The organism is Faecalicatena faecalis (genome assembly GCF_012524165.2).
GTDB lineage: Bacteria > Bacillota > Clostridia > Lachnospirales > Lachnospiraceae > Faecalicatena_A > Faecalicatena_A faecalis.
Genome location: NZ_JABACJ020000002.1, coordinates 78,117 through 95,282, shown reverse-complemented (window position 1 = coordinate 95,282; position 17,166 = coordinate 78,117). Strand labels below are relative to the sequence as shown.

Annotated in this window: 16 protein-coding genes; 15 read left to right on the top strand and 1 reads right to left on the bottom strand. The window is 45.0% G+C overall.

What is annotated here, in order from left to right; genetic code table 11:
• The first annotated feature begins 4 nt into the window (after nt 1-4).
• The 5 genes from clpX (at nt 5) to ald (ending at nt 6,954) form a co-directional block, all read left to right on the top strand.
• Complete coding sequence (clpX, locus tag HGO97_RS03105; protein WP_216239332.1) at nt 5-1,276, top strand: ATP-dependent Clp protease ATP-binding subunit ClpX; 1,272 nt, start codon at nt 5-7, stop codon at nt 1,274-1,276.
• A 91-nt stretch (nt 1,277-1,367) separates the two neighbouring features.
• Complete coding sequence (gene lon, locus HGO97_RS03100) at nt 1,368-3,701, top strand: endopeptidase La (RefSeq protein ID WP_216239331.1); 2,334 nt, start codon at nt 1,368-1,370, stop codon at nt 3,699-3,701.
• A 66-nt stretch (nt 3,702-3,767) separates the two neighbouring features.
• Nucleotides 3,768-4,370, top strand: a complete 603-nt coding sequence (gene yihA, locus HGO97_RS03095) for a ribosome biogenesis GTP-binding protein YihA/YsxC (protein ID WP_216239330.1) — start codon at nt 3,768-3,770, stop codon at nt 4,368-4,370.
• Nucleotides 4,371-4,372: 2 nt separating this feature from the next.
• A complete protein-coding gene (gene ytvI, locus HGO97_RS03090) occupies nt 4,373-5,497 on the top strand; it encodes a sporulation integral membrane protein YtvI (protein WP_216239328.1) in 1,125 nt (374 codons plus the stop codon).
• Between the two features lie 341 nt (nt 5,498-5,838).
• Entirely contained in the window at nt 5,839-6,954 is a 1,116-nt protein-coding gene (gene ald, locus HGO97_RS03085) for an alanine dehydrogenase (protein ID WP_216239325.1), read from the top strand.
• Between the two features lie 96 nt (nt 6,955-7,050).
• On the opposite strand, the gene HGO97_RS03080 is transcribed toward ald, so the two are convergent.
• Entirely contained in the window at nt 7,051-7,512 is a 462-nt protein-coding gene (locus HGO97_RS03080) for a hypothetical protein (RefSeq protein WP_216239323.1), read from the bottom strand.
• A 250-nt stretch (nt 7,513-7,762) separates the two neighbouring features.
• Between HGO97_RS03080 and HGO97_RS03075 the strand changes: the two genes are divergently transcribed.
• The 10 genes from HGO97_RS03075 to HGO97_RS03030 all read left to right on the top strand — a co-directional run bounded on the left by HGO97_RS03075 (nt 7,763) and on the right by HGO97_RS03030 (nt 17,164).
• Nucleotides 7,763-8,677, top strand: a complete 915-nt coding sequence (locus HGO97_RS03075; protein WP_216239320.1) for a dihydrodipicolinate synthase family protein — start codon at nt 7,763-7,765, stop codon at nt 8,675-8,677.
• A gap of 2 nt (nt 8,678-8,679) precedes the next feature.
• Nucleotides 8,680-9,687: a DctP family TRAP transporter solute-binding subunit gene (locus HGO97_RS03070; protein ID WP_216239316.1), complete on the top strand. Its 1,008-nt coding sequence runs from the start codon at nt 8,680-8,682 to the stop codon at nt 9,685-9,687.
• A 55-nt stretch (nt 9,688-9,742) separates the two neighbouring features.
• On the top strand, nt 9,743-10,225 hold the full coding sequence (locus HGO97_RS03065; protein WP_216239314.1) for a TRAP transporter small permease: 483 nt from the start codon (nt 9,743-9,745) through the stop codon (nt 10,223-10,225).
• Complete coding sequence (locus tag HGO97_RS03060) at nt 10,222-11,520, top strand: TRAP transporter large permease (RefSeq protein WP_216239308.1); 1,299 nt, start codon at nt 10,222-10,224, stop codon at nt 11,518-11,520. Before HGO97_RS03065 ends, HGO97_RS03060 begins: the two co-directional genes overlap by 4 nt.
• Before the next feature lie 78 nt (nt 11,521-11,598).
• Nucleotides 11,599-12,243, top strand: a complete 645-nt coding sequence (locus HGO97_RS03055) for a bifunctional 2-keto-4-hydroxyglutarate aldolase/2-keto-3-deoxy-6-phosphogluconate aldolase (RefSeq protein ID WP_216239306.1) — start codon at nt 11,599-11,601, stop codon at nt 12,241-12,243.
• 42 nt (nt 12,244-12,285) lie between these two features.
• On the top strand, nt 12,286-13,779 hold the full coding sequence (locus HGO97_RS03050; protein ID WP_216239304.1) for a gluconokinase: 1,494 nt from the start codon (nt 12,286-12,288) through the stop codon (nt 13,777-13,779).
• A 17-nt stretch (nt 13,780-13,796) separates the two neighbouring features.
• Nucleotides 13,797-14,750, top strand: coding sequence for a phosphoglycerate dehydrogenase (locus HGO97_RS03045; protein ID WP_216239302.1), 954 nt, complete (start codon nt 13,797-13,799; stop codon nt 14,748-14,750).
• An 82-nt stretch (nt 14,751-14,832) separates the two neighbouring features.
• On the top strand, nt 14,833-15,708 hold the full coding sequence (locus HGO97_RS03040; protein ID WP_216239298.1) for a MurR/RpiR family transcriptional regulator: 876 nt from the start codon (nt 14,833-14,835) through the stop codon (nt 15,706-15,708).
• Nucleotides 15,709-16,152: 444 nt separating this feature from the next.
• A complete protein-coding gene (locus HGO97_RS03035; protein WP_216239297.1) occupies nt 16,153-16,509 on the top strand; it encodes a PadR family transcriptional regulator in 357 nt (118 codons plus the stop codon).
• Complete coding sequence (locus HGO97_RS03030; RefSeq protein WP_216239294.1) at nt 16,499-17,164, top strand: permease prefix domain 1-containing protein; 666 nt, start codon at nt 16,499-16,501, stop codon at nt 17,162-17,164. The genes HGO97_RS03035 and HGO97_RS03030 overlap by 11 nt, the downstream gene beginning before the upstream one ends.
• Nucleotides 17,165-17,166 lie beyond the last annotated feature (2 nt).

Here is a 17,166-nt window from a genome sequence, read left to right as displayed (position 1 = left end):
TAATATGGCAGGAAAAGTAAGTGATGATACAGTAAGGTGTTCTTTCTGTAATAAGACCCAGGCACAGGTGCGCAAGCTGATTGCAGGACCGAATGGTGCTTATATTTGTGATGAGTGCATTGATGTGTGTGCTGAGATTATTGAGGAAGAATTTGAATATGACGAAAGAAGAGCATTTGATGACATCAATCTTCTGACACCGGAAGAGTTGAAGGCGTTCCTTGATGAATATGTCATCGGACAGGATGAAGCCAAGAAGGTGCTTTCCGTTGCTGTATATAATCATTACAAGCGGATTATGGCAGAACAGGACTTAGGGGTCGAACTGCAGAAGAGCAATATATTGATGTTAGGACCGACCGGCTGTGGTAAGACGCTGCTTGCCCAGACATTGGCCAAGATCCTCAACGTGCCGTTTGCCATCGCTGATGCAACAGCCCTGACAGAGGCAGGTTATGTAGGTGAAGATGTTGAGAACATCCTGTTGAAGGTGATTCAAGCTGCGGACGGGGATATTGAACGTGCGGAGCATGGAATCATTTATATAGACGAGATTGATAAGATCACAAGAAAATCAGAGAACCCATCCATCACCCGTGACGTATCCGGGGAAGGTGTGCAGCAGGCTCTTTTGAAGATCATCGAGGGAACCGTGGCTTCTGTTCCGCCTCAGGGCGGCAGGAAGCATCCTCATCAGGAATTGATTCAGATAGACACGACGAATATCCTGTTTATCTGCGGCGGAGCTTTTGAAGGAATCGAGAAGCTGATCGAGACCCGTCTTGATAAGAAGTCCATCGGATTTAATGCGGAGATTGCTTCGAAGCATGAATATGATGTGGACGTACTGCTCCATCAGGTGCTGCCTCAGGATCTGGTCAAGTTCGGATTGATTCCAGAGCTTGTTGGGCGTCTGCCGGTGACAGTTTCACTGGATATGCTGGATGAGGAAGCTCTGATCAGGATTCTGACGGAGCCGAAGAGTGCAATCGTAAAGCAGTATCAGAAGCTGTTGGAATTAGACGGGGTAAGACTGGAATTTGATAAGGATGCCCTGTATGCGATTGCAGAGACATCCCTAGCAAGAAAGACAGGAGCCAGAGGACTTCGGGCAATCATGGAGAATATCATGATGGATACAATGTTCAAGGTGCCGTCAGATGATACAATCAAAGGATGCCGGATAACAAAAGAAGTGGTAAAGGGAACGGGAAGGCCATTGTATGAATGCGATGGAGAAGAACGCAGATCGTTCCTGAACTCAGAAAGCGCGTAAAGATTCGGGCGGGTGCAATGGAATAACCATGTATCCGCCCTTTTAGCATATGTGGTTTCCTGAAATAGACAGAGAACCAGGAGGAGACGAGATGAAGAGTGAAAAGAGAAGCCTTCCGATGGTCGCGCTGCGGGGCATGACGATCATGCCGGAGATGGTGGTACATTTTGACGTGAGCCGTCTGCGTTCCATAGCAGCCATCCAGGAGGCTATGGTGGAAGACCAGAAGATATTTATGGTAACACAAAAGGAGATCGAGACAGAGAACCCAAAACAGGAAGATTTATTTGAAGTGGGTACTGTCGGGACGATCAAACAGATCATTAAGCTGCCGAAGCACATCGTGCGTGTGCTTGTGGCGGGTGAGACAAGAGGAGTGCTCTCAAAGATTGAATATGAGGACCCTTATCTGCGTGCCGAAGTCGAGGTCATCGATGATTCTGATATTACAATTCCAGAAGATCTGAACGGGCAGGCAATGGAGCGCGGACTCAAAGATATGTTTGTTGACTTTGCTGCTAAAAATGGGAAGATGTCCAAAGAAGCAGTCGCCCAGGTATTGGAGATTCAGGGCTTAAAGAAGCTGGTGGACGAGATTGCGGCCAATACGCCGCTCTATTATACGGATCTGCAGGAAATCTTAAATGAGACAGATTTCTGGAAACGATATGAAGCACTGGCATTCAAGCTGGTCAATGAAGTGCAGATCATGGACATCAAGGAAGAAATCCAGTTAAAGGTGAAAGAACGAGTTGACAAGCATCAGAGGGAATACATTCTCCGGGAACAGTTAAAACTAATTCGTGAAGAGCTGGGGGAGGATACGACCATTTCCGATGCTGAGGAGTTCGCAAAGGCGGCAAAGGCATTAAAGGCGCCGAAGGAAGTCAAGGAGAAGCTGGAGAAAGAAATCAATCGTTTTAAGAGCTCCTTGAACAGCCCGGCGGAAAGCGGAGTCATCAGGACCTATATTGAGACGCTTCTGGAGATGCCGTGGAATAAAGGGGTAAAAGATAGTAATAACCTGGAGTTTGCACAGAAGGTTCTGGATGAGGATCACTACGGGTTGGAACAGGTGAAGGAGAGAGTGTTGGAATTTTTGGCAGTACGTTCCTTGACTAAGAAGGGTGAAAGTCCCATCCTCTGCCTGGTAGGACCGCCCGGAACCGGTAAGACTTCCATCGCGAAGTCACTGGCAAAGGCATTGAAAAAGCCATATGTGAGGATCTCACTCGGAGGTGTGCGCGACGAGGCGGAGATACGTGGACATAGAAAGACCTATGTGGGAGCGATGCCTGGAAGAATCGCCAATGCGATCAAGACCGCGGGCGCTAAGAATCCGGTCATGCTTTTGGATGAAATTGATAAAGTGAGTACAGATTATAAGGGGGATACATTTTCTGCGCTGCTTGAGGTATTGGACAGCGAACAGAACAGCAAGTTCCGTGATCACTACCTGGAAGTTCCGCTGGATCTGTCAGAGGTATTGTTCATCACGACTGCCAATACTCTTCAGACGATTCCAAGACCTCTGCTCGATCGTATGGAGGTAATCGAGGTCAGCAGCTATACGGAGAATGAAAAACTGCATATTGCGATGGAGCATCTCATTCCGAAGCAGCTTGAGAAGCATGGGCTTAAGCCGGAGCAGATTTCATTTAGCAAGCATGCCATCTGGAAAATGGCACGGAACTATACGAAGGAAGCCGGAGTCAGACAGTTAGAGCGTGAGATCGGCAATATCTGCAGAAAAGCGGCAAAGGAAATATTGACGACTCAGAAAAAATCTATTTCCATTACCGAGAAGAATATACACAAGTATCTGGGGAAAGAAAAATATACCTACCAGATGGTAAATGCGGCAGATGAGGTAGGAATTGTGCGCGGACTCGCATGGACCAGTGTGGGTGGTGATACCTTGCAGATCGAAGTCAACGTGATGCCTGGAAGCGGAGATATCATGCTGACCGGGCAGTTGGGAGATGTGATGAAGGAGTCCGCACAGACCGGAATCAGTTATATCCGTTCTGTGAGCAGCCAGTATAAAATTGCAGAGGATTTCTTTGAGAAACATGATATCCATGTGCACATCCCGGAAGGGGCAGTTCCGAAAGATGGACCGTCCGCAGGAATTACCATGGCGACGGCTATGATTTCTGCTATCACTGGACGAAAGGTCCGGGCGGATCTGGCGATGACCGGAGAGGTCACACTGCGCGGAAGGGTTCTGCCGATCGGAGGGCTCAAGGAAAAGCTACTTGCAGCAAAGAATGCAGGGATTAAGACGGTACTCGTGCCGAAGGAAAATATGGCAGATGTGGAGGAGCTTTCCACAGAAATCACGAAAGGCCTGGAAATCCTGCCGGTAGAACACATGAATGAAGTACTAAAGGCAGCACTGGCGGCAGGAGAATCAGAGAAGTAGAAAAAGGCACAAGAGGAAACGTGGTTTTTCAGGGTGCTGTATTGTGTGAAAAGACAGGAGAATTTTATGGTAATTAAGAATATAAACTTAGAGACGGTCTGTGGAATTACAAGTGTGCTGCCGGAGAATGATAAACCGGAGATCGCATTTGCGGGGAAATCCAATGTAGGAAAATCTTCCCTGATCAATGCTCTGATGAATCGGAAATCCTATGCCAGGATTTCCGCGACTCCCGGGAAGACTCAGACAATCAACTTTTATAATATCAACGAAGAGCTATATCTCGTGGACCTTCCAGGGTACGGATATGCAAAGGTCTCTGAGAAGGAGAAGGCACAGTGGGGAAAGCTGATAGAGAGATACCTCCATGGTTCCAGTCAGCTTCGTGCGGTCTTCCTTTTGATTGATATCCGGCATGAGCCATCTGCGAATGACAGGATGATGTACCGCTGGATCGTGGATCAGGGATTTCCCCCAATCATAATCGCCACAAAGCTGGACAAACTAAAGAGAAGCCAGATTCAGAAGCATGTGAAAATGGTCAGAGAAGGGCTGGACCTTGTACCTGGCACAAAGATCATCCCTTTCTCTTCTGTCACAAAGCAGGGGAGAGAAGAAATCTGGGAGCTGGTTGAAACGGAGTATTTGGACAGACAAGAGGTGGAATAATTATGGAGAAAAAGAGGCCTTACTGGCAGGTTGCTGTAAGCCTTATTTTCAGTCTGCTTGCAACAGCAGCATTTGTGATCGTCGGACTCAAGGCAATTGGGTTTCTGATGCCGTTCGTGATCGGCTGGATCATATCGGCCATTGCAACGCCGCTGGTAAACTGGCTGGAGAAACGATTGAAGATCGTGAAGAAGCTGGGTTCAGCATTGATTGTTATCGTTGTTCTGGCCCTGATCATTCTGGTGCTTTATTTTGCTATCAGCCGGATCAGTACGGAAATCGGTGACCTGGTCAAGAACTTCCCGGATATGTATGCACAGTTGGAGCAAGGGCTCAGGCAGATCGGAAGTACACTTTCGGGTACATTTTCCAAACTGCCTGAAGGAATCCAGAATGGATGGAATACCGTCGTGCTGAACCTGGATCAATATATGGGTGAGCTGGTTTCTAAAATCAGTCAGCCGACAGTGACAGCCGCAGGAAACTTTGCAAAGAGTCTGCCGTCCTATCTGATTTCTTTTATTGTAGTCATTATGTCAGCATATTTCTTCACGGTTCAAAGGGAAGAAGTGATCCAATGGCTCAAAAGAGTGGCCCCTCCATCCGTAGAAAAGCGGATGAGCCTTGTCATGGACAACTTAAAATATGCAGTAGGCGGCTATTTCAAGGCACAGTTCAAGATAATGGGGGTCGTCTTTTTGATCTTGTTCATTGGTTTTGCTGTGTTGAACGTGCATTATTCAGTGCTGGTAGCCTTTCTGATTGCCTTTTTGGATTTTCTGCCTTTTTTTGGAACTGGGACAGCGATGATTCCCTGGGCCGTGTATAAATTTCTGATGGGCAACTATAAGGTTGCCCTCCTGCTATTGATTATTTATGCGGTGACCCAGTTAGTCCGTCAGCTTCTACAGCCAAAACTGGTGGGAGACAGCATGGGATTGAATCCACTGGTCACTTTACTGCTGCTTTATATCGGGTATAAAGTGAGCAGTGTTCTGGGCATGATCTTGGCGGTTCCAATCGGAATGGTGCTCATTAATATGTGTCAGGCGGGAGCCTTCGATTATATTTTGGATGATGTGCGGATATTGGTAGAAGGGATACTTGGACTTAGAGAAGAAAATTAAGTAAGCGACGCTGCTAGAATTTTAAGCCGTCAGCAATCTTGTTTTTCAGAGCATTTTTATGGCCTGGCTAACAGGAATGCTGACGGCTTAAATTTTTATTGGATGGTGCTAAATGATTACCGTCAGATTCGAATATTTTTCAGTTTTTCATATCTTTCTTCGTCCAGATTTTGTATAATGAAGTCGAAATAGAGTGTGTTTTAAATTGGAAAAGAAATTCAGAACAGAGATCTTAGAAAGGAGGAGGTTTCGACTGTCCTGAAAACAAAAGTGATGTAACAATGTAGGTGTAATTGTTAGCTGACGCTTTTTGCCAGGTAATCAGATTGGAGGAAAATGTAATGAGAATCGGATGCGTGAAAGAAATCAAGAAACAAGAGTACCGTGTCGGGATGACCCCGGACAATGCCAGAAGTTATGTAGAAGCAGGACATGATGTGTATGTGGAAGCAGGACTGGGGCTTGGCTCTGGATTTACGGATGAGGAGTACGAAAGGGCTGGAGCCAGACTGTTAGAGACGGCAAGAGCGGTATGGGATCATTCGGAGATGCTGGTAAAGGTAAAAGAACCTCTGCCAGAGGAATATCCGCTGTTTCACGAAGGACTGATTCTTTATACCTATCTTCACCTTGCGGCAGACAGACCCTTGACAGAGGCTCTGCTTAAGTCACAGGTGAAGGGAATCGCTTATGAGACCCTCATGGAGAAAAATAACAGCCTGCCCCTCCTGGCTCCGATGAGCCAGATCGCTGGACGGTTGAGTATTCAGGAAGGCGCGAAGTATCTTGAGAAAATGTACGGAGGAGAGGGGGTGCTTCTTAGCGGTGTGCCGGGAACACCCAAGGCCAATGTCGTGATAATCGGGGGCGGCTCTGTGGGAACCAATGCCTGTAAAATCGCGGTCGGCATGGGAGCCAATGTGACGATCATGGATGTGAACGTTCAGAGGCTTGCCTACCTGGATGATATATTTGGTGCTAGGATACAGACTTTAATGTCTACAGATGTCAATATAGAGCATGCGTTAAAGGACGCGGACCTGGTTGTCGGGTGTGTCCTGATTCCTGGGAAAAAGGCTCCGAAGGTCATTTTAAGGCGATATCTCAAGAAAATGAAACCGGGAGCCGTGATCGTGGATGTTGCAGTGGATCAGGGCGGCTGCTGCGAGACGACCCGAGTGACTTATCATGATGATCCTGTCTTTAAAGTAGACGATATCGTACACTATTGTGTTGGAAATATGCCGGGAGCTGTGCCGAGGACCTCAACGATTGCCTTGACGAATGCAACATTGGGATATGGGCTTAAGATTGCATCAGACGGACTGGAAGAGGCCTGTAAAAAGACAGAAGTCTTGTATTCTGCTGTGAATACTTATGCCGGAATGGTGACCTATCAAAATGTAGCACTCAGCCTGGGAATGGATTATGTGGATGTAAAAGCATTGATGAGATAGAAAGACATCGGAAAAGAGAATAGAGCATGACCCTTTGTCTTTTATAATACAGAGAAGACGGAGCCATCCAATTTCGAATGGGGGCTCCGTCTTTTTTTAAAGCCGTATCAGAGGTGTGACTGAAATGGTACCGGTGAGATCTATATTGTTGACCGTGGACGGATAAGTCAGATGAAAGGCGAGGGAGGCTTCCTGGGTGGCGGCCTCATTTGTAGTAAAGCTTCCTGCAGCCGAGGCATTTCGTTCTACTCTGCCGGCTGGTGCAAAGAAGGCATAGTAAAGGCGCAGTGATCCGTTGATCCTGGGGATGATTTCAAAAAATCCGTCCGGTTCCGGGGTGGCAAGGAAGAGGTAGTTGATAAGGTAAAGATATCCTGGGTCCAGCAGTATCTGGTCTGTATTGTTCAAACGGATCTGGTCCCCTTCCTGAAAAAGGACACTCATCGGAAGATCACTGCCGGATGCTACATTAGCCGTAACGGTAAATTGGGCAAAAAATCTGCAGGCAGAATTCGTAGTGCAAGGCGGTTTCGGATGGTTAGGACACCAAAAGCTCATAATAGACCCTCTTTTCTTTTTGTTTTATTATATTATCGAAAGCAAAGTTTTGTCACAAAAAACGTAGTAAAATTACAAAACACAATTTGTCAATAATAAAATTTAACAAATTTGAACTCTCAAAATTGTATGTTACGCTGAAAGGTAGGAAAACAACAAAAAATATCAAAAATTATATTGTAAAATTACTACTATAATGATAATATGCAATTGTAGTTAAATTACAATTTTAGAAGAGAGGTAAAGAAATATGATTACACTAAACAGAAAATTTGAGGGTATCATTGTTGCAAACTTAACACCATTTACAGAGGACGGGAGATTGGATGAGGATGCTTACAGGGCACACCTTGAGTTTATGATCGAGCGGGGCATCCACGGACTCTTCCCAATCGGAACAATGGGAGAAGGAATCAATATTCCTCTGCATGAGAAGAAACATATCATCGATGTCTTGGTGGACCAGGTGAAGGACCGTGTGGATATCATTGTGCAGGGAACCTGTGTGAATGCAGCAGAGAGCATTGAGTTTGCGAAGTACTGTTATGAAAAAGGTGTACATGCGATGGCATTGATCACACCGTGGTTTTACCCTTATGATGAAGAAAATCTGTATCAGAATTTCACTGCTATTGCAGATGCAGTACCGAATATGCCGATCTTCATTTATAATAATCCAGACAGGGCAAATAATAAGTTGACTGTGAAGTTATACAAGAGATTGGTACAGGACTGTGAGAATATCGTAGGAGTAAAGGACAGCAGTAAAGACATGGTGCTGTTCCAGGATTACATAAATGAACTGCCGAAGGATACGATTGCAATCAGTGGTTCAGACGGATTATTCTACCTGTCCTTATGTGCAGGAGCAAATGGAATTGTAACGGCAATCGCGAATTCACATCCAGAAATTTTTGTTGCATTGTGGGATGCTTATAAAGCAGGAGATACACAACGTGCATGTGAGATTCAAAAAGATATCAATCAGATGAGGAGCATCTTCAAAATCGGACCATATGCATCCGCTTATAAATATGCGATCGAAAAGCGTGGATTGAAATTCGGCGGCTTCCGTCTTCCGGTCAGAGACTTGACAGAGAAAGAAAAAGAAAAGTTCGAAAATGCTTATAGTTCAGCAGAATTTATTAAAAAGTGGGAGAAATAAGGATGAAAAGATGGATTGCATGTGCTCTGGCAGCGACCCTTACAGTGGGTCTGCTGTCAGGATGCCAGGGGTCAGAAAAGGCAAAGTCTTATTCAATCAAAGTCGGATATGGAACCAATCCTGGACATCCGATTGACCTGGCATCAAACGAATTTGAAAAGCAGGTAGAGAAGGAAGCAAAAGAGTTAGGCTATGATGTGGATGTACAGTTATTCCCATCCTCACAGCTCGGCTCTGAGAAAGAGATGATAGAGCTGCTGCAGATTGGAGCATTGGATATGTGCCCGACTACTACAGGCCCTTTGGGATTATTTGAACCATCCTATCTGGCCTTTGACCTGCCGTTTCTGTTCCTGAATTCAGAACAGGCTGATCGTGTCCTGGATGGAGATGTGGGAACAAAAATGCTCTCCAGTATGGAGGACATCGGTATCGTGGGGCTTGCCTGGTGGGAGAACGGCTTCCGCGAATTAACGAATAATAAGAGGCCGATCACGAAGCCGGAGGATTTAAAGGGAATCAAGTTAAGGACGATGCAGAATGACGTACATATAGATTTCTTCCAGAAAATGGGCGCAGCGCCTACACCGCTGGGCTTTGGTGAGATTTATACTTCCCTGCAGTCTAACGTAATCGACGGGCAGGAAAACCCATTATCTATCATAGCGACCAATAAGTTCTATGAAGTGCAGCCGTATACTACCATCTCAGACCATGTATACTCCCCGGTTCCGGTCCTCTACAGCAAGGCGCTTTTGGAAGATCTTCCTAAGGACCTGCAGGAAATCGTGAAGAATGCTGCATATGATCTGCGCATTTATGAGAGAGAAGCAGGGCGTTCTCAAGAACAGGAGTACATTGACGAAATCGCAGAAAAGTCAGAGATTTATGTACTGTCGGATGAAGAGAAAAAAGCATTTCAGGATGCGGCTCAAAGTACTTACGAGAAATTCGAATCGGTCATCGGCAAAGATTTTATGGATGAAGTATTAGCAGAAGCACAAAAATAAAAATATGCCGGATAGAGAAGTGGTGTCCGGCGGGAAAGGGAGCAGGGTTTAAAAGGTGAATAATCGGGTAAGAAAGATTGAAAATGTGATATTAATGATTTTAGGACTTGCCATGACGCTGATTATGTTCATAAATGCGTTGGGGCGTTACATACTCGGGGATACATTCCTTTGGGCAGAAGAAGTCATCCGTCTTCTCTTTGCATGGGCGATGTTTATTGGAATCACAGATCTGTTCATCAGCGGCGGGCATATTGGATTTGATGTGATTGCCAATAAGAATGCAGTGACGAAAAAGATTTGTGCCATTGTCGCTTATATTGTTTTGATGATCATTGGGTGGAACTTAATGGTATATGGATGGGGAATCATCTCCGTAATTGGAAAAATTCCGCTGCCGGCTACGAAACTTCCGGGTGCAATGTTTTATATCCCGGGTGTACTGGCAGGAGCAGCCTGGATTGCGATCGGTATCTGGGGAATCGTGAAAACATTTCATAAAAAGGAAAATGACAGACAGGAGGGCGGACAGGTATGAGCACCTTGTTACTTTATTTAGGTATCTTTGCAGTATTTTTCGTGGTAGGAGTGCCAATCGTACTGTCACTGTCCTTATCTGCAATCATACTATTGTATTTCAGTGATGTGCAGGTTCTGGTATTTGCACATCAGTTTATCAAATCAATGGATAATTATTCTCTGACTGCCATTTTCTTCTTTATCCTGGCAGGAGAGATCATGAACTCAGGAGGAATGACAAAACGCATTATTGCTGCGGTCTCTAAGAAATTGGGGAATGTACCGGGCGGACTTGCAATGGTCGCCGGTGTCAGTGCTATGATTTTTGCAGCAATCAATGGCTCTGCGATTGCAACGGCGGCAGCAATCGGTGCGATCATGATTCCGGCCATGCAGAAACAGAAGTATGATTCTGCATTCAGCGGTGCAGTTGTAGCAGCAGGAGGAGTCGTGGGGCCGATTATTCCACCGAGTATTCCGGTCATTTTGTATGGCTCCATTACAGGTGCAGCAATTCCGAGCTTGTTTATGGGAGGAATGATCCTGGGAATTCTGATTACGGCAGGGCATGTTATATTAAGCTATATTATTGGAAAGAAACGAGGGTATTATATCCCAAAGAGTGCCGCAAAAAACATTACAAGTGTAATCGATGTAGAAGAGAATGAGGCAAAAGGTGTCATCTGGGCACTACTGCTTCCTGTCTTTATCATGGTCACCATTGTGGCAGGTATTTTTACCGCTACAGAGGCAGCAGCATTTTCTGTTGTATATGCATTTATCATTTCCAAATTTGTATATAAAGAACTGAAGATGAAGAATATCGTAGAGATTTTCGAGAAATCTATGAAGTCCACAGGAACCGTTATGGCAATTGTAGGAAGTGCGTCTGCAGTGGCATGGGTGCTGACCTATAATCGTGTACCTCAGCAGGTGGCCGATTATCTGCTTGGATTCGCAAACTCACAGAAAGTATTTATGCTGATTGTTTTTGTACTGCTGATTGTAGTAGGTATGATTATGGACCTGACTCCGGCAATCCTGATTCTGGCACCGATCTTCATCGCCCCGGTGGCACAGTATGGAATCGATCCGGTCTACTTCGGTGTTATTTTCCTTGCAATTTTAACAACAGGCCTGATCACGCCGCCCGTTGGAACGCTCATCTTTACGGCGTGCAGTATGACAAAGCGGACATTCAGTGAGGTGAGTAAAGAACTGATTCCATATACGATCGTCACATTTATAATCATCCTTTTGGCAGTGTTCATTCCGCAGATCATTACTTTCCTGCCGAACCTGCTCTATCAGTAGAACCAAAATGTGGCATAAAAGATGTAAGAAAAAAGAAGGTAAACATAAAAAATGATTTATGAAAGGTAGGAAAACGAAATGACAAAAGAACAAATATTGAGTAAAATAAAGGAAAACGGACTTGTTGCTGTTGTCCGTGCCGAGAACGCTAAGGAGGCAAAAAAAATTACAGAAGCATGTATCGCAGGCGGCTGTGCCTCTGTTGAAATTACATTTACAGTACCGGGAGCACATCACATCATTGAGGAGCTGGCCCATGACTACAGACCGGAGGAAATCCTGATTGGTGCGGGTACAGTTCTGGATGCACAGACTGCCAGGGTTGCTATCTTAAGCGGGGCACAGTATATTGTAAGCTCCAGCTTTGACAAAGAGACGGCAAAACTGTGCAATCTGTATAAAATCCCTTATATGCCGGGCTGCATGACATTGAAAGAAATTTCAGAGGCCCTTCAGTACGGTGTGGATATTGTGAAGATTTTCCCGGGAAATGTACTGAAAGTAGATTTTGTCAAAGCAGTGAAGGGACCGATGCCTCAGGTAGAAATGATGCCCTCAGGCGGTGTGGATGTAGATAATGTTCAGACATGGATCAAGGCGGGCTGCGTTGCTGTTGGAGCAGGCGGAAGCCTGATTGCCGGAGCAAAGACAGGGGACTATCAGGCAATCACAGATCTGGCGAAGAGATTCTCGGAGAATATCAAAGCAGCACGTCAGAACTAACAGCGGTAAACATGGAATCCAGGTGGAAGAGAGGAAAAAAAGATGAGTGCAAATGTCCTTGCGTTAGATATCGGAACATCAAGTATCAGAGCAATGATCATTGACGAGAAGGGAAATATCCTGCATAAGGAACAGACCAAATACGACGTGATCCTTGTGAGTAAATATATGCAGGAGCAGTCTCCGAAGGAGATCGAACAACATTTTAAGAATACGGTCAGGGCCTGTATTGAAAATTCTAATGTGGACAGAGAAAGTATTAAGGCGATGTCATTCAGCAGCCAGATGTATAATATTTTCCCTGTAGATATAGATGGACAGCCATTGTATCGTATGATCCTCTGGTCGGATTCCAGGAGTGATGAACAGGCAGAGCGCCTTTCCATGATTTATGGAAAAAGTTATCTTTATGAAGCTACAGGATGCCCATTAAATTCGATGTATCCATTATCAAAAATCATGTGGCTTCGTGAGAATGAACAAAAGATCGCGGCGCAGGCTTATAAATATATTTCAATTAAAGAATACATTATGGAAAAAATGATTGGGGAATATGTCGTGGATTACTCCATGGCGTCCGGCAGTGGATTATTCAATATCCACCAGCTCGACTGGGACAGCCGTGCTCTTGGAATCATCGGGATTACAGAAGAACAGTTGTCTTGTCCGGTCTCTGGTTCTGCGGTATTCGAATTCAGAAATCAGAAACTGCGGGAAGAGTTGGGGCTGCCGGAAAAAATTAAAGTGGTGCCGGGCGGCGGTGATGGTCCATTGGCTAATCTGGGGAGCGGGGCGTCCAGGGAGGGTGTCATCAATATTGATCTGGGTACATCAGGAGCGGCAAGAGTTCTGACTTCAAGGCCGGTCGTGGACAGTGAACAGAGGATGTGGACCTATGCGGTGACAGACCAAATGTGGGTCTATGGAGGCATATTAAGCAATGTAGGGAATGGATATCAGTGGATGATACGGAATATTGCAGAATTTGCATATGCAAAGAGCTTTGATGAGATTTTTGAGGTGGTAGATAAGAAATTATTCAAACTGCCTCCTGCATGTGATGACCTTTTATTCCTTCCTTATCTGATCAAATGTAGAAGTCCTTACTGGGATGATAAGGTGAAGGCGACGATTTATGGACTGACACATGAGCATACGCTTGTGGACATTGTGAAGTCTTATCTGGAAAGTATCGGATTCGATCTGTTCTCATTGGTCAATATCATCCATGAACAGGTGAAGATCTGCCCGGATTTAATTTTGACAGGCGGTCTGTCGAGAACTAAAACTATGTGTCAGATGCTTGCAGATATTCTGGGCAAGAAGATCATAACCCTGAATATGGCAGAAGGCTCCATTATGGGAGCAGCAATTTTCGCACTCTACGGAATCGGGGAATTAAAAGAGCTTGCATTTGAGAAAGAACTGGCAGTGGATGCCGTGTATACTCCTGACATTGAGAAGCATATTTCCTATCAGAAAAAGTATGTGAAATATATTAAGCTTAGAAACGCGATGTACAACATGGAACTGTAAATAGTCGGGAGGGAAACATGTATCGAGTATTAGTAACATCGAAATCTTTCGCAAAATATAATCCTGAAATAATGGAAGAATTGAAGGAAAAAGGAATAGAAATCGTCAGAGCATCTGCCAGTAATATGACAAGTGAACAGATTGCAGATGAAGTTACGGATTATGACGGGCTGGTCTGTGGAATCGATCGCATCGATAAGACCGTAATGGAGGCTGGCAGAAATCTGAAAGTGATTCATATGAATGGGACGGGTGTGGACCACATTGATGTAAAAGAGGCGACGAGACGCGGCATCTATGTGGGAAACTGTCCAGGCGCCAATGCACAGGCTGTCGCCGAGTTGAATCTGGGAATCTTACTGTGTGAGGCAAGAAAAATCGTGAAGCATTCTAAGATGATTGACCAGGGACGCTGGGAAAGAGAGGTCGGGGTGGAATTATCAGGGAAGACGATAGGCGTCCTGGGACTAGGAGCAATAGGAAGGCACTTCGTAGAATTGCTTCGAGGATTCCATATGCGTGTCCTTGCATATGATGTTTATCCAGATCTTAAGTGGTGTAAGGAGAATCAAGTGGAACTTGTAGAAGATATCAGCCAGGTTTACATAGAAAGTGATTTTATCAGCTTGAACCTGCCCCTGCTTGAGAGTACACGGGGAATGATCAATGAGAGGAGCCTGGGATTGATGAAGAAAGATGTCATTATTGTGAATACGGCAAGGGGCGGCTTGATTGAGGCAGATGCATTGATCCGTGCACTGAAAGAGAAGCGGATCAGAGGGGCCGCACTGGATGCATTTGCGCGTGAGCCTTTGGAGATGGATTCTCCACTGCGTGAATTGGATGTCACAATGACACCGCATATTGGTGCTTCTTCCATAGAAACGATGAAAAATGTAACTCGGATCGTTGGGGAACATTTGGTAGAGGTTCTTGTAAATGGGAACCCAGAGCATATGTTGAACGCCTGAAATCCATTGTGTTCAAAGGGCTCCTGTGGTAAGATGATAAGTGTGATCCCGGAAACAGGATGAGATAAGGGAGGATTCACCTATGATTTTACATTCAAAAAACGAAGTGCTGCTTCGGATACAGGAACTTTATGATCTGCTGAGCAAGTCGGAGCAAAAGGTTGCCGCTTATGTGCTGGATAATTCAGATGAGACGATGCGTCTTTCTATTGCAAGCTTGGCAAAGCAGGTCAATGTTTCTGAGCCGACCGTGGTACGTTTCTGCAGGAAGCTGGATTTTGACGGATATCAGGACTTTAAGATTGCCTTGGCGCAGGGCAGTAATTACACGAATGAGACATTAAAGATTATCCATGAGGAGATATTGGAAAGTGATTCTTTAAAGGTGATTTCACAGAAGGTCGTGAATTCCCATATCTTAGCTCTGCAGCAGACTTTTTCCTATATGAATTATGATAATTTGGAAGAGTTTTTAAGGCTTTTAGGCAGGGGCGGAAAGGTAGAATTCTATGGACTTGGCGGCTCAGGGACCGTAGCGATTGATGGGGAGAACAAATTCCTTCGAACAGGAATTGATACCAGGGTCTGCATCGATTCCCATATTCAACTGATGCGGACTGCACTCCTTAAGGAAAATGATTTGATTGTGATTTTTTCCAATTCAGGGACAACAAAGCATTTTGTAAATGTCATGGATATTGCAAAGAAAAACGGGACGAAGACTGTGTTGATCACATCTTTCAAAGAGTCGCTGCTTGGCAGGATGGCTGATCTTGTGTTCGAGGTGAGAGCGAGGGAGACTTCTTATAAGCAGGAACCGTCCAGCTCCCGTGTTGCTATGTTGGCAATCATAGATGTCATTGTGACTGCAATCGCTTTACAGAATCAGAATCAGTATATTCAGAACATTTATGAGACAAGGCAGGCACTAGCGGCTGGGAAAGAAATTAAAAAATAGTGGAAGAAACGGCAGGCCCCTGGTATATGAAGCCAAGAGTGCTGCAGAGTTTAAGACATATGTGTTGAGCTCTGCGGCACTTTTTTGTTATATAGGTACATTCTTTGAACTTTCCCATATAACAAAAAACGATGGGCGGGATACGCACTGCGGTGTAAAAGGTAGATGTCGCGATGCGACCGACGCAGGTGCGAGTCTCGCAAGCGAAACTCTTGGTTTGATTCAGTAAAAATCACAGGAACAGATAGGAGAGAAATCAGGAGCAGGGGAATAGACTTAGAGAAAGGAATAAATATCTATGAAATTTATATAAGATTACAATATACCTTGACAGATGAGGTATTATATGATTATATGTATATATGGAAATAAAATATACATCACACAAAGATTGGAAAAAGCATGTTTAAATTACATAAGCGATCAGCAGGGAGGTGTTGATAGATGTCAATAGCATCAGATTTGATCCGTGGGCATACAGATACGATTATTCTGGCGCATTTGATGCGGGAAGATAGTTATGGATATAAGATCAACAAGGATATTCAGTTAAAGACGGACAATAAGTATGAACTAAAAGAGGCGACCCTGTATACAGCGTTTCGGAGGCTGGAGGGGGCAGGATATATCTGCTCCTACTGGGGGAACGAGAATACCGGGGCCAGGAGACGTTACTATACGATCTCACTGGAGGGGCGCCAGGCATACTTTAAGATGAAAGAGGAATGGGACGAAGCAAAGGAATTGATTGATATTCTGATTCAAAGTGGAGAGGAGAAGGAGGAGCAGAATGGAAGATAAATTGAGGGCATATATGGATCATCTGTTCAGGGATGTGAAGCCAGACCGGAGATCGATTGAACTGAAAGAGGAGATCTTACAGAATCTGGTAGACAAATACCATGACCTTTTAGCGGAGGGCAAGACACAGGAGGCTGCTTATAATATTGCAGTTGCAAGTATCGGAGATATGGATGAACTTCTAGCCGGATTGAAGCAGGAGCTTCCGGCCAGCCGTGTATATGATGACGAGAGGATGCAGGTGTGGAGGAGGAAGTCAGCACTGCGGATTTCTGTGGCAGTAGCCCTGTATATCATGTGCCTGCTTCCTCCCATCCTTCTGAGCGATACCAGGTTTGAGAATAATCTGGCCCCGGCATTGATGTTCACACTGATCGGAATCGCAACAGGGCTGCTCATCTATAATTATATGACAAAGCCGTATTATCAGAGGATGGATGATTCGATCGTAGAGGAATTCAAGGAATGGCAGCAGCAGACAGACGCGAATAGGAGAGCCTTTCGGGCAATCAGCAGTGCGCTTTGGGCACTGATCGTTGTCATCTACATCTTGGTCAGCTTCTGGACTTTTGCGTGGCATATTACATGGGTGATCTTCCTGATCGGAGTTGCAATTGAAGGGATCATTAAAGCCGTATTTGAATTGAAAAGGTAAGG

Coding starts and splice junctions, on each gene's coding strand:
- clpX (WP_216239332.1), top strand. CDS start 5: ATGGCAGGAAAAGTAAGTGATGATACAGTAAGGTGTTCTTTCTGTAAT.
- lon (WP_216239331.1), top strand. CDS start 1,368: ATGAAGAGTGAAAAGAGAAGCCTTCCGATGGTCGCGCTGCGGGGCATG.
- yihA (WP_216239330.1), top strand. CDS start 3,768: ATGGTAATTAAGAATATAAACTTAGAGACGGTCTGTGGAATTACAAGT.
- ytvI (WP_216239328.1), top strand. CDS start 4,373: ATGGAGAAAAAGAGGCCTTACTGGCAGGTTGCTGTAAGCCTTATTTTC.
- ald (WP_216239325.1), top strand. CDS start 5,839: ATGAGAATCGGATGCGTGAAAGAAATCAAGAAACAAGAGTACCGTGTC.
- HGO97_RS03080 (WP_216239323.1), bottom strand. CDS start 7,512: ATGAGCTTTTGGTGTCCTAACCATCCGAAACCGCCTTGCACTACGAAT.
- HGO97_RS03075 (WP_216239320.1), top strand. CDS start 7,763: ATGATTACACTAAACAGAAAATTTGAGGGTATCATTGTTGCAAACTTA.
- HGO97_RS03070 (WP_216239316.1), top strand. CDS start 8,680: ATGAAAAGATGGATTGCATGTGCTCTGGCAGCGACCCTTACAGTGGGT.
- HGO97_RS03060 (WP_216239308.1), top strand. CDS start 10,222: ATGAGCACCTTGTTACTTTATTTAGGTATCTTTGCAGTATTTTTCGTG.
- HGO97_RS03055 (WP_216239306.1), top strand. CDS start 11,599: ATGACAAAAGAACAAATATTGAGTAAAATAAAGGAAAACGGACTTGTT.
- HGO97_RS03050 (WP_216239304.1), top strand. CDS start 12,286: ATGAGTGCAAATGTCCTTGCGTTAGATATCGGAACATCAAGTATCAGA.
- HGO97_RS03045 (WP_216239302.1), top strand. CDS start 13,797: ATGTATCGAGTATTAGTAACATCGAAATCTTTCGCAAAATATAATCCT.
- HGO97_RS03040 (WP_216239298.1), top strand. CDS start 14,833: ATGATTTTACATTCAAAAAACGAAGTGCTGCTTCGGATACAGGAACTT.
- HGO97_RS03035 (WP_216239297.1), top strand. CDS start 16,153: ATGTCAATAGCATCAGATTTGATCCGTGGGCATACAGATACGATTATT.
- HGO97_RS03030 (WP_216239294.1), top strand. CDS start 16,499: ATGGAAGATAAATTGAGGGCATATATGGATCATCTGTTCAGGGATGTG.